At 71.5% G+C, this 12,839-nt stretch carries 9 protein-coding genes; all 9 read right to left on the minus strand.

The features are described 5' to 3' along the window. Positions 1-108: 108 nt before the first annotated feature. A complete protein-coding gene (locus O1R50_RS11740) occupies positions 109-1,719 on the minus strand; it encodes a CTP synthase (RefSeq protein WP_408612682.1) in 1,611 nt (536 codons plus the stop codon). Positions 1,720-1,863: 144 nt separating this feature from the next. Next, the gene (locus O1R50_RS11745) at positions 1,864-4,104 is read right to left on the minus strand and encodes a hypothetical protein (protein WP_270110213.1); all 2,241 of its coding nucleotides are present in this window, start codon (positions 4,102-4,104) and stop codon (positions 1,864-1,866) included. A gap of 7 nt (positions 4,105-4,111) precedes the next feature. Continuing rightward, positions 4,112-5,209 (minus strand): glycosyltransferase family 4 protein, encoded by a 1,098-nt coding sequence (locus O1R50_RS11750; protein WP_270110215.1) that lies wholly within the window; start codon positions 5,207-5,209, stop codon positions 4,112-4,114. Further along, on the minus strand, positions 5,206-6,936 hold the full coding sequence (gene murJ / locus O1R50_RS11755; protein WP_270110216.1) for a murein biosynthesis integral membrane protein MurJ: 1,731 nt from the start codon (positions 6,934-6,936) through the stop codon (positions 5,206-5,208). Before murJ ends, O1R50_RS11750 begins: the two co-directional genes overlap by 4 nt. Next, positions 6,933-7,829 (minus strand): hypothetical protein, encoded by an 897-nt coding sequence (locus tag O1R50_RS11760; RefSeq protein WP_270110218.1) that lies wholly within the window; start codon positions 7,827-7,829, stop codon positions 6,933-6,935. The genes murJ and O1R50_RS11760 overlap by 4 nt, the downstream gene beginning before the upstream one ends. Positions 7,830-7,839: 10 nt before the next feature. Next, positions 7,840-8,769 (minus strand): copper transporter, encoded by a 930-nt coding sequence (locus tag O1R50_RS11765; RefSeq protein WP_270110219.1) that lies wholly within the window; start codon positions 8,767-8,769, stop codon positions 7,840-7,842. Next, positions 8,766-9,968, minus strand: coding sequence for a putative cytokinetic ring protein SteA (gene steA, locus O1R50_RS11770; RefSeq protein WP_270110220.1), 1,203 nt, complete (start codon positions 9,966-9,968; stop codon positions 8,766-8,768). Before steA ends, O1R50_RS11765 begins: the two co-directional genes overlap by 4 nt. Before the next feature lie 76 nt (positions 9,969-10,044). After that, positions 10,045-11,781, minus strand: coding sequence for a DNA repair protein RecN (recN, locus tag O1R50_RS11775; RefSeq protein ID WP_270110221.1), 1,737 nt, complete (start codon positions 11,779-11,781; stop codon positions 10,045-10,047). A 47-nt stretch (positions 11,782-11,828) separates the two neighbouring features. After that, entirely contained in the window at positions 11,829-12,728 is a 900-nt protein-coding gene (locus tag O1R50_RS11780; protein WP_270110222.1) for an NAD kinase, read from the minus strand. Positions 12,729-12,839 lie beyond the last annotated feature (111 nt).

The raw sequence follows: 12,839 nt of genomic DNA on the forward strand, positions 1-12,839 counted from the left end.
CCCCCGGGCGCCACCCGGCACGGCCCCCCCCCGACGCCCGCTGGGTGCCGCCGGCGAACGGCGGGCCGCTCCCATCGGGAGCGGCCCGCCTTCTTCTTCCGTGCTCGCTTACGCCGCTTCGAGATCGAGGCGCTCGGCGGCCTGGCGCTTGAGGGCCGCCTCGACCAGGCCCGCGAAGAGCGGGTGCGGGCGGGTCGGGCGCGACTTCAGCTCCGGGTGGGCCTGGGTCGCGACGTAGTACGGGTGCACGTCGCGGTCGAGCTCGATGAACTCGACGAGTCGGCCGTCGGGCGAGAGGCCCGAGATCACGAACCCGGACTTCAGCAGCTGGTCGCGATAGGCGTTGTTCACCTCATAGCGGTGACGGTGGCGCTCGTTGACCTCCGTGGCGCCGTAGACCTCGGCGGCGATCGAGCCCTCGGCCAGCTGCGCCGGGTAGGTGCCCAGGCGCATCGTGCCGCCCATGTCGCCGCGCCCGGCGACGATGTCCGTCTGGTCGGCCATCGTGGAGATGACCAGGTGCTCGGCCTCGCGGTCGAACTCCTCGGAGTTCGCGCCGACGAGCCCGGCGACCTCGCGCAGGCCCTCGATCGCCATGCACTGCATGCCGAGGCACAACCCGAGCGTCGGGACGAGCCGGGTGCGCGACCACGTGAGCGCCTGCAGCTTCCCGGGCACGCCCCGGTCGCCGAAGCCGCCCGGGATCACGACCGCGTCGACACCCGCGAGGGCCTTCGCGGTGCCCTCGGCGGTGGAACACTCGTCGGAGATGACCCAGCGGACCTTGACCTTCGCGCGGTTCGCGAAACCGGCGGCGCTCAGCGCCTCGACCACGGACTTGTACGCGTCGGGCAGCTCGACGTACTTGCCGACGATCGCGACCTCGACCGTGGCGACCGGATTGTGGACGCGGTCGAGCAGGTCGTCCCAGCGGGTCCAGTCGACGTCGCGGAACGGCAGGTCCAGCTTGCGGACCACGTACGCGTCAAGGCCCTCCGAGTGGAGGGTCTTGGGGATCTCGTAGATCGACTTCGAGTCCGGCGCGGAGACGACCGCCGCCTCGTCCACGTCGCAGAACCCGGCGATCTTGCCCTTGAGCCCGTCCGGCAGCGGCCGGTCCGAGCGGCACACGATCGCGTCGGGCTGGATGCCGATGCTGCGCAGCTGCGCCACCGAGTGCTGCGTCGGCTTGGTCTTCATCTCCGAGGACGCGGCCAGGTACGGCACGAGCGAGACATGGAGGAAGAAGCAGTTGTCGCGGCCGATGTCGTGCCGGTACTGGCGGATCGCCTCGAGGAACGGCAGCGACTCGATGTCGCCGACGGTGCCGCCGACCTCGGTGATCACGACGTCCGGGACGCGCCCGGTCTCGGGGTCCGGGTCGGCCATCGCGGCGAGGCGCGACTTGATCTCGTTGGTGATGTGCGGGATGACCTGCACGGTCGCGCCGAGGTAGTCGCCGCGGCGCTCCTTGGCGATGACGTCGGAGTACACCTGGCCCGTGGTCACGTTGGCGTGCTTCGACAGGTTCCGGTCGAGGAACCGCTCGTAGTTGCCGATGTCGAGGTCGGTCTCGCCGCCGTCGTCCGTGACGAAGACCTCGCCGTGCTCGTACGGGTTCATCGTGCCGGGGTCGACGTTGAGATACGGGTCGATCTTCTGCATCACCACGTACAGGCCGCGCGCGGTCAGCAGATTGCCGAGACTCGCGGCGGTCATGCCCTTGCCGAGAGCGGAGGTGACTCCACCGGTGACGAAGAGGTGCTTCGTGGAACGGATCTGACCATTAGCGGCGCTGGCCAAGGCGGACTCCCGTGATGTTCGTGGCGAACGAGCCGCTAGAAAAGCAGCCGGTGGATCGCATCATCCACGGGATTCCACACTAACACTTTCACCGTCGTTTTCCTCATCGACCCACGACGGTGCGTCGACGATCATGTCCGAGTACTGGCCGTCCTTGACGTGCGCGCGGGCCAGCACGCGGTGACTCATGATGACCGCCAAGGGAACCATGACGGCGAGCGCCGAGCCGAGGCTCATGAGGCCCTTGCCGAGGAGGAGGCCCGCGACGGCGGCGCCGACCACGGCGGCGGAGAACCCGGCCCGCAGCGGCGGATACAGGCCGAAGGCCCGGCGCAGGCCGCCGCCCGGTCGCAGGAGGATGAGCCAGCAGTAGGCCCCGGCCATGACGGTGAGCACGCTCAGCGGCGAGGTGAAGACCGCCACGATGTTCGAGCCGACGCCGGAGGCGATGACGCCGTTGGTGTCGCCCATGATGTCGCCGAGGAACGAGCCGAGCTCGCCGCGTTCGGCGGCGGGCCGCTGGAAGTCGATCCACATCAGGCCGAACAGGACCGCGACCCCGGCGAGGCCCGACCACACGAAGCGCTGGAAGGTGACCCAGCCGCCCGTGGCGAGCGCGGCCGCGAGGCAGGTGCCGACGATGATGGCCACGGCCGCCGGGACGGAGTCGCCGAGGAACCCGGCCGAGGCGACGATCACGCCGGCGCAGCCGATCCCGGCCATGGCCGGGGACTGGAAGCGGCGCGGCAGCCGCCACGACACCGTCGCGGCGAGCAGCCACAGCGAGGCGATGAACATGCCGGTGGCGACCGGCCCGAGCTCGTTCGAGGCAGAATCGGCCACGGTGTAGTCGCCGAGGAGGGTCCCGAGGGGGTCCTGCGTGTGGAGGAGCATCGCGAGGACGGTCACGATGATGCCGAAGGCGGACACCGAGATCATGAGGCTCGCGGGCCCGTGCCGGCCGGGCAGGACGATCGCGACGAACGCGCACACGACGGCGATGCCGAGGGCCGTGAGCGGCCCGACGACGCCGGGACGCGCGGCCGACCACCAGCCGAAGAAGTCGGCGAGGATCGCGGCGGCCACGAACAGGGCGCACACGAGCGCCGAGACGATGTTCAGGCGCATGAGCCACAGCGGCGGCGGCTTGACGCCGGGCTGCCCTGCGCGGCGCAGCAGGTGCAGCAGCGGCCAGGCCACGAAGGTCAGGGCGAGGAACAGGAGCACTTGGAGCCACTGGGTGGCAGGGGCGGCAGCGTCGGCGGCCATGAGGCGCGTGTCGGTGTCGTCGAACACCGCCTGACGGTCCTCATAGGTCAGCGAGTCCTCGGCGGCCCCGGCGGCGGTGCCGGTCACGGTGTCAGGGAGCGGCGAGTCCAGGAGCGTCAGGATGGTCGCGGTCAGATCGGTGAGCCGCAGGTAGCCGGGGCGTTCGGCGGGCAGGTCGAGGAGGTTGTGGCCGTCCTCGTCGCCGAAGTTCGCGACCGTGGCAAGCAGCCGGTCCGGTTCGGCCACCTGGCCGATCCCCGAGATGATGAGCGCCGAGTTCTCGCCGCGGGCGGCCTCGAGCTCGCCGACGGTGGCGTCGAGCTGCGCGAGCGCATCGGCCCGCGACTGGGTCTCGACCGGCAGGATGCCGCCGTCGACCACGGTGAGGGGGCATTCCGCCAGCGTCTCCTGGAGCTCGTCTCCGGCGGGCAGGCCGGGCGAGTAGTCGGCGACGCGGCCGACCGAGTTCGCCGTCGCGTACGCCGCGCCGGGGCCGATCGCGGTCGCGCAGCTGGTCCCCGCGGCGAGGGTGCCGAGCTGCGTGCCACGGTCGAGGTCGCGGTTGAGGGTCACGAGGTCGGTCATGTCCCCCACGGTCGCGGTGCCGTCCTCGACGCCGATCCGGTCGGCCGAGACCGGCTCGCACGACGAGCCCTGCCCGTAGGGGTCGCTCACGGCGGGAGCGCCCGCCGAGAGGGTGAGCCAGCCGTCGAGGGCGCACGTGAAGTTGCGGCCCGAGTTCGTGTTCAGCTCGGCGAGCGAGCCGTCCTGGGCCAGCTCGGCGAGGTTCGGGGTCGTCTGGGCGTCGATGTCGGTCCAGGTGAGGCCGCTGACGCCGAGGAGCACCACGGCATCGACCGTGCTGGGCAGCGACTCCTCGCCGTCTTCGGGGAGGAGCTGGAAGGCCGCCACGGCAGCGAGGACGGCGACGCCGGTCCAGGCGCCGATCCTGCCGAGGTTCTCGGTGAAGCCGCGGGCGATCGCTTTGCGGGCTTTGCGGGTCAGGCGCCCGGCATCGAGTTTTCGCGACACGGCGGCGCTATCTTCCCGTCAGTTCCAGGTAGAGCGCGTCGAGGGAGTCGAGCATCTGGGCCTCGTCGGGCCACGTGGCGGCGCGGGCGAGGCTCTTCTCGCCGTAGGAGGCGAGGCGGTCGGGGTCGTCGAGGAGACCGTGCACGGTCTGGTCGAGGCCGTCCACGTCGCCGACCTCGAAGTACGCGGCGGCGTCGCCCACGAGCTCGGGGATGCCGCCGGTGCGGGTGGTCACGAGCGGCACGCCGGCCTGCATGACCTCCTGCGCGAAGAGCTGGCGGGCCTCCCACTGGCTGGAGATGACGGCGAGGTCGGCGGCCGCGAGGAGGTCGGCCACGTCGGTGCGGTGGCCGAGGAGGCGCACGTCGGCCCCGGAAGCGTCGATGAGTCCCTGCAGGCGCATCCGTTCGGGCCCGTCGCCGGCGATCGCGACGACCGGCTGCCGGTCGAGGGCGGTCCAGCGCTGCGCGGCGGCGATGAGCGTGTCGTAGTCCTTCTGCGGGTGCAGGCGGCCGACGGAGAGCAGCAGCGGGCGGTCGCCGATGCCGAGTTCGGCCCGGATCGCGCCGGCGTCGCTGACGGCGATGCGCGGCGGGGCGGCGACGGGGGCGAGGCGGGCGTCGCGCGCGCCGAGGTCGATCAGGTGCTCGTGGAGATCGGAGGAGGCCGCGAGGGCGACGTCGACGCCGCGCGCGAGGCGCTTCTCGAGCTCGTCGGAGACGCGCCGCTTGATACCGGAGGTGATGAGCTGGTTGTGCCAGGTCGTGACGAGGGCCGCGCCCGAGGGGCGGGCCGCGAGCGCGGTCAGGCCGCCGGTGAGGCCGTGCGCGTGCACGAGGTCCACGCCGCGACCGGTGATGCCGCGCAAGGCGTTCCGGGCCGCCCACCAGGCGAGCGGGAGCTCGGGCGAGGGCTTGGCGGTGATGGGGGCGGGCGCGAAGCGCGCGCCCTTGGCGCGGAAGCCGAAGCGCTCCTCGGTCTCGGGCGGGCCGACGACCAGGACGGCGTCGCCTCGTTCGACGAGGCCCGCCGCGAGCGACGCGACGTGCGTCCCGATGCCGCCGGTCGAAGGGCCGAGCACCAAGGCGATACGGCGATGGCTCACTTGTCTGCTCCACTGGGTTCGTCGGGTGCTTGGGCTTCGGGTGCATGGTCGTCGGATGCGCTGTCGTCTGAGGCGCTGTCGTCGGGCGCTTGGCCTTCGGGCGCGCTCTCGTCGGGTTCTTCAGACGCTCGGATTATGCCAGCGCGTCGCAGGACGGGCCGCACGACACCGGAACCGCCGATGAGCGCGGCGAGGCCGAGATAGACGACGCCGACCGCGGCGCCGACGACGACGCCCTGGACGAGGGCCGAATAGAAGGATTCGGCGTGGCCCCAGAAGGCGATGATCTCGCGGGCGGCGAGGACTGCCGCGATCGCGGCGACGACGGTGGCGAGCGCGGCCCGGGGGATGCCCTTGAGGCTCGCGGCGCCGGTGTGGCGCGCGATGGCGGCCGTGAGGGCGAGGCCGATGACGGTCATGCCCACGGTCCAGGCGATGGCCAGCGCCAGGGTGCGGTCCTCGACGGGCATGGTCATCGAGAGGATGACGGCGGCCAGTGCCCCTGCGCCCCAACCGATCGAGGTCGCACCGGCGGCGTATTTGTTGCGGCCGATGGCGTACAGGCCCCGCGAGTAGATCGCGAACATCGAGTAGCCGAACAGGCCGAAGGCGAGGCCGGTGAGGGTGTCGCGGAACTGCGCCAGGGTGTCCGCGGACTGGTCTGCTGAGACCGAGGACAGGACGGTCGCGATGGGTTCGGCGATGCCGGCGAGGGCGGCGACGCCGAGACCGGACAGGAGCAGGACCGCGCGGCCGGTCTGGGAGAGGCGGCGCTCGAAGCGGTCGTTCTCGCCGAGCGAGTAGGCCTCGGCGAGGACGGGGTACGCGGCGGTGGCGAGGGGGACGGCGAGGATGGCCCAGGGCAGGAGGAAGAAGGTCTGCGAGATGGTGAAGACCGCGGCGGGTCCTTCTCCCGCGCGGTTGGCGAGGGTGATGAGCAGGGCTTGGCACAGCTGCTGCGCGCCGACCGTGATGGCTCCGGCGATGGCGAGGGACTTCAGGCCCGAGGCCACGTGGGTCTCGAGTCTCCACGCGGGCCGGATGCGGAGTTCCAGGCCGCGCAAGGGCATGATGAGCGATCCGGCGAGGACGGCGACGCCGACGGTGGTGCCGAGCGCGAGGAGGATCAGTTCGCTCTCGGTGATCTGCTCGACCTTGTCGTTGCGGCCGGACAGCAGTCCATAGAGGACGTAGACCCCGGCCATGACGACGCTCGAGAGGAGCGGGGCGAGCGCGGGCCACGCGAAGCGCCGGTGCGACTGGAGGATGCCGGTGAGGACGACGGCGACGCCGTAGAGCGGCAGCTGCGCGGCGAAGAGCACGAGCATCTGGGTGCCGGCGTCGACGCCCGCTTCCGAGTATCCGCCGCCGGAGAGGAGTTCGATGATCGGGCGGGCGAATACGGCCACGAGGAGCCCGGCCGGGACGAGGATGGTCAGCGCCCAGGTGAGCAGCGCCGAGGCGATGCGGCTGACCTGGTCGGGATCGTGCCTCGCGAGCGGCGCGGCGAGCAGTGGGATCACCAGGGCGGCGAGCGCGCCTCCGGCGACCAGTTCGAAGATGATGTTCGGGATGCCGTTGGCGGTCTGGTAGACCGCACCGAGGGTCCCGGCGCCTACAGCCCACGTGAACACCATGGTGCGGCCGAATCCGGCCAGGCGGGAGGCGACGGTGATCGCACCGATGACCGAGGCGGCACGACCGACTTCGCGTCGGGTCTCGGTCAAGACTTCGTCCGACCCAGCTCGTCCAACTCCCGCAGCACGGGCGTCTCGGCGATCACTTTCGTGAAGCTCACTTTTTCGGAGGCGGCGATGAGGGCCGCGACGCCCGCGAGGGCGACGTGGCGGCCGATCATGCCGGTGCGGGCGATGTAGGCGAGGCCGAGGAGCGCGCCGAGGGCGTTCGCGCCGCCGTCGCCGAGCATGGTCTTGCCGTCGAGGTCTTCGGCCATCGCGGCGCCGGCGGCCGCGGAGACGGCGAGCGCGGTGTTCGCGCCGCCGGCCGCGGTGCGGCGGCGGGATTTGGGCCCGGCGGGGCGAGAGAGCGGCGCGGAGGCGAGGGTGACCACTTTGAGGGCGCGGCCGGGCCGCAGGTCGAAGAGGTTGATCACGTTGGCGGCGCCGGCGATGACGCCGCCGCCGACGCCCACGTTCCAGACGCGGCGCAGCAGCGGGCGGCGCTCGTCGGTGAGTTCGCCGTTCTGCAGGTCGATGAGGGCGGCGGAGGCGATCCCGGCGGCGGAGATGCCGAGGACCTTGACGAGTCCGGCGCTGACGCGGCCCTTGAGGAGCGCGCCGACGTGGCCTTTGAAGCCTTTGGCCTTCTCGCCCTTGGCGTCCGCGAGGTCGTCGTAGAGGCCGACCGCTCCGGCGGTGAGTCCGGCGGTGGCGGCGGCGGCCGCGTACGCCGGGGAGTTCGCCCCGAGGACCGCTCCGGCGGTGGCGCCCACCGTGATCCCGGGGCCTTCGGCCAGGGACACGGTGTCGCCCTTGTGGTTGACCCGTTCCAGTTCGGCCGCCCACTTGGAGCGGCGTACGGCGCTGATCGCGGCCATCGTGCCGCCCGCGGCGAGGCCTCCGATGAACGCCCGCCCTACCGTGCGCGTTAGCTGGCTCATGGCCGCGATACTAGGCCGCGCCGGGAAGCAGGTCTGAAGCGCCCTCCCCGGTGCCGAGGTGGTTGACGGTGCCGGTGTTGATGAAATCGGCGAGCGCGGCGACGGCGGCGATCTGTCCCTGGGTGAGGGCGACGTTGTCGACGGTGGCGACGGTCTCGCTGTTCTCGGCGAGGAGCGTCTTGATCGGATTGCCGTCGCCGGTGTCGGTCGTGGCCGCGTAGACCGTGGGGTCGTCGGCGGCGTACGCGTTGGTGAACGCGACCATGCCGGCGTTGCGGTCGGCGGCGTCGGAGTCGACGAAGCCGGACCCGGCGATGATGACGACGCCGTCGGCGACGCCCGTGGGCGTGGTCTCGACCGTGAGCATCCCCAGTTCGGTCAGGCCGGTGGTGACGGTGGTGATGGCGCCGGGGGTGATCGCCACGGTCGCGCCCGCCGCTTCACCGGTGGTGACGGCGGCGAGCACATAGCTCATCGCGGTCACGCCGTCGTAGGTGACGGGCGTGGTCATCGTGTCGGGGGTGGTCCGCTCCGCGAGATCGCCGAGGGTGCCCGTGTTGGCCGGGTCGAAGAAGTCGTCGAGGATCGAGATCCGGCCGGAGACGGTGGCCCCCGAGTAGCCGAGCATCTCGACGGTGCCGTCCACGACTTCGGGTTCGGCGCCGGGCAGGGCGACGACGAGGACGTTCCGCGCGGTGAGCTGACCGGCGAGATAGGACGGGGCGACCGCGTTCGCGAAGGCCTGGTCGTCCTCGAGGTCGTTCTCCATCTGCTGGGCCTGCTCCCGCAGCTGCTCGTTGCTGTCGCGCAGGCTCTGGATGGTGTTCTCGAAGGTCTGGATGGCGGGGCCGTTGAGGGCGGCGGTGCCGAGGATGAGGCCCACGGTGAGGGCGAGGAACACCGCGGTGAGGCTCACCAGGTGGTAGCGGAAGTTGATCACGAGAACAGCCTTTGGATTTGGTAGAGCAGTCCGTCCCACCAGTCGGCGATGACGTCGACGAATGAGCGCCCGACGGTGGAGATGGCCACGGCGGTGGCCATCGCGGCGAGCCCGGAGACGATGAGCAGGAGCAGTGCGGAGATCGACATGTCCTGGCGGTAGAGGCGCGAGACGCCCTTGGCGTCGACGAGCTTGCCGCCGACGCGCAGCCGGGTGAGGAAGGTGGAGGCCATGCCGCCGCGTCCCTTGTCGAGGAACTCGACCATGGTGACGTGGGTGCCGACGGCGCAGATGAGCTCAGCGCCCTTCTCGTCGGCCATGAGCATGGCGATGTCCTCGGAGGTGGCCGCGGCCGGGAACGGGATCGCGGGGACCCCGAGCTTGTCCATGCGCTCCATGCCCGGGGCGCGCCCGTCGGCGTAGGCGTGGACGACGATCTCGGCGCCGCAGCGCAGGGCGTCGTCGGAGACGGAGTCCATGTCGCCGACGATCATGTCGGGCGTGTACCCGGCTTCGAGGAGGGCGTCCGCGCCGCCGTCGACGCCCACGAGCACGGGTTTGAACTCGCGGATGTACGGGCGAAGGACGTCGATGTCCTCTTTGTAGTTGTAGCCGCGGATGACGATGAGCGCGTGGCGGCCGTTGAAGGAGGTCTTCACATCAGGCACGCCGACGCCGTCGAGCAGGAGGTCCCGCTCGCGCTTGAGGTACTCCATAGTGTTGGCCGCGAACGCCTCGAGCTGGATCGAGAGCCCTTCCTTGGCGGCCTCCATGTCGGCGCCCACGGTGACCTCGGTCTGGACCGCGCCTTCGGCGATCAGGTCGCCTCCGGAGTAGATCTGCCCGGCCTCGAGGTCTACGGAGACGGACCGGCCCTCGCGCACGCGGTCGAAGATCTCGTCGCCGACACCGTCGATGAGGACGATCCCGGCCTTGACGAGCACTTCGGGGCCGAGGTTCGGGTAGCGGCCGGAGATCGACTTGGCGGCGTTCACGACCACCGGGACGCCGGTGCCGACCAAGGTGTCGGCGGCGACCCGGTCGAGGTCGACATGGTCGATGATCGCGATGTCGCCGGGTTCGAGCCGGCCGCACAACCGCTTCGTACGGCGGTCGAGGCGGGCGGTGCCGACCAGCCGATCATCGGAGGGATCACCCTCCGGGTTCCGCCCGGGCAAACGCAAGCTAGGTACACGCATCGTGCATCATCATGCCATCCGATCGCACGCTCCGAGGCGACGGCTCGCCGGGGCGGGCCGTGCCGATCGAGCGTCGTCAGGACTTCATCTTCGCAGCCTCTGCGAGCAGTTCCTCGGCGTGGGCCACGCCCAGGTGCGAATCGGGCATCCCGGCGAGCATGCGAGCAAGCTCACGCGCCCGCTCCGCGTCGTCGACCACCCTCACGCCCGAGACCGTGACGGCCCCCGACGTGTCCTTCGAGACCACCAGGTGGCGGTCCGCGAAGGCCGCGACCTGCGGGAGGTGGGTGACGACCAGCACCTGGTGGCGGCGGGCGAGCTTGGCGAGGCAGCGGCCGATCTCGATCGCGGCCCCGCCGCCGACCCCGGCGTCGACCTCGTCGAACACGAGGACGGGCGGGCCGCCGATCTCGGCGAAGACCACTTCGATCGCGAGCATGACGCGGGAGAGCTCGCCGCCCGAGGCGCCCTTGTGCAGGGCGGCGGGCAGTGAGCCCGGGTGCGGGCGCAGCAGGAGCTCGACCTCGTCGGCGCCGTCCTCGGTCGCGCCGGAGACCGCCGTCTCGACGGCGAGGTCGATGCCGCCGCGACCGGCCGGTCGCGGCTCGACCGCGGCCGTGACCTCGGCGTGCGGCATGGCGAGGCCCTTGAGTTCGGCCGAGACCGACGCGGAGAAGCGCTCGGCGGCGGCGCGGCGGGAGGCGCGCAGCTGGGCGGCGAGCTCGGCGGCCCGCACGGTGAGCTCAGTGTGCTGGGATTCGAGCTCGGCGACGCGCTCATCGGAGACGTCGAGCTCCCCGAGTCGCTTGCGGGCGTTCTCGGCCCAGGCCAGCACGCCGGGAAGGTCCTCGGCGTACTTGCGGTACAGCGTCTTCATGGCCGCCTGGCGCTGGTAGATCTCCTCGAGGCGACGCGGATCGGCCGAGAGGTCGTCGAGGTACGCGGAGAGGTCGACGGCGGCCTCGGCGAGGAGCGCGCCGGCCTCGGCCAGGCGCTCGGCGAACTCGGCGAGCTTCGGGTCGGAGTGGGCGTCGTGCTCCAAGGCGCGGGCGGCCGCGCCGACCGTGTCGGTCGCACCGCCTTCGCCTGTGGACGGGTCGCCGCTGATCGCGCCGTGCGCGGTGGCGGCGGCGAGGCGCAGCGCCTCGGCGTTCTCCAGGCGGCGGGCCTCTTCGGCGAGCTCGGCGTCCTCGCCTTCCTGCGGGTCGACGGCGGTGATCTCCTCGAGGCCGAGGCGCAGCATGTCCGCCTCGCGGGCCATCTCGCGGGCGCTGGTGCGCAGGCGCGAGAGCTCGGCGGCGCAGGCCCCGAGTTCGTGGAAGGCGGCGCGGTAGGCGTCGAGGATCTTGCCGTGGTCGGACCCGGCGAAGCGGTCGAGCGCGGCCCGCTGCTCGGCGGGCTGCAGCAGCCGCATCTGGTCCGACTGGCCGTGCACCGAGATCGCCAGCTCGCCCAGTTCCGCCAGGACGCCGACGGGCGCGGAACGGCCGCCGACCCAGGCCTTCGAGCGGCCCTCCGAAGACACCGAGCGGGCCAGCAGCAGCTCGCCGTCCTCGAGGTCGGCACCGGCCTCGATCGCGCGTTCACGCAGTTCGAGCGCGCTCTCGGGTACGGCGAATCGGCCCTCCACAAGGGCCTTATCCGCGCCGAGGGGGGCACGGGAGGCACGACCGCCGAACAGCAGCCCCAGACCGGCGACGACCATGGTCTTACCGGCGCCGGTCTCACCGGTGATGCAGGTCAGGCCGGAATCGAGCGGCAAGGTGGCGTCAGCGATCACGCCCAGGTTCTGGATGCGAAGCTCCTCCAACACGCTTCGAAGCCTAGCCGGTCTGTCTGACATCCGGCGGCCGAGCGGGGTCAGATGCGGCCGTGACGCCAACCGTCAACGGGCAGAGAGAGTTTCGACACGAGCCGGGAGGCGAAGGGCTGACTGGACATGCGCACCAGGCGTACCGGGCGGTCCGAGCGGCGGATGGTCACCGTCGATCCCGAAGTGAGCCGCGTGAGCTCCTTGCCGTCCGCGATGAGCGAGCCCTCGGTGCCCACCGACTCCACGCCGATGCGGATCACGGAGGAGGAGTGCACCACCATCGGCTTGGCGAACAGGGCGTGCGCGTTCATGGGGACCACCACGAGGGCATCCACATCGGGCCAGACCACCGGGCCGCCCGCCGACATCGCGTGCGCGGTCGAACCGGTCGGCGAGGCCACGACGACGCCGTCGGAACCGTAGCGGGAGATGCGGGTGCCGTCGATCTCGATGTACAGCTCCAGCATCCGCGCGGGCTCGGCCTTCTCCACCGCGATGTCGTTGAAGGCCCAGGAGACGTGGTGCGCGCCGTCGGTGCCGAGGGCCTCGACCGCCAGCGCGGTGCGCTCCTCGACCGTGTACTCGCCGTCGAGGAGGCGTGAGACGACGGTCTCGAGTTCGCCGGTCTCGGCTTCGGCGAGGAAGCCGACCTTGCCGAAGTTGACGCCGAGCAGCGGGACGTCGGCCTTGGCGGCCATCTTGGCCGAGCGGAGGACCGTGCCGTCGCCGCCGAGGGCGAGCACGAGGTCGGCGGTCTCGCCGGTGACCTCGCTGCCGACCACGAGCGCGTCGGGGCGCTGGAGCGACTGGGTCGCGCCGGAGCAGACTTTGACCTCCACGCCCTCCGCCCGCAGGGCGGCGGCGAGCTTGTCAGCGAGTTCGGCCACGTCCTCGCGCAGCGGATGCGTGACCACCAAGACCCGGCTCGGCTTCTGCTGCGGCTCCACTCGCGCTCCTACTCAGACGGTTCCAGGGCCTCGAACTGTACTCCAGGCGGGTTCACCGGGAGTACCGGAGAGCATACCGAGGATAACGCTTGCACAAAGCGGTTCCGCGTG

It is taken from the genome of Glycomyces luteolus (genome assembly GCF_027622875.1).
Lineage (GTDB): Bacteria > Actinomycetota > Actinomycetes > Mycobacteriales > Micromonosporaceae > Glycomyces > Glycomyces luteolus.

What these genes read in the sequence shown, in the direction of transcription:
- steA (WP_270110220.1), bottom strand. Translation starts at nt 9,968, where the DNA reads ATGCGTGTACCTAGCTTGCGTTTGCCCGGGCGGAACCCGGAGGGTGAT.
- O1R50_RS11740 (WP_408612682.1), bottom strand. Translation starts at nt 1,719, where the DNA reads ATGACCGCCGCGAGTCTCGGCAATCTGCTGACCGCGCGCGGCCTGTAC.
- O1R50_RS11760 (WP_270110218.1), bottom strand. Translation starts at nt 7,829, where the DNA reads ATGAGCCAGCTAACGCGCACGGTAGGGCGGGCGTTCATCGGAGGCCTC.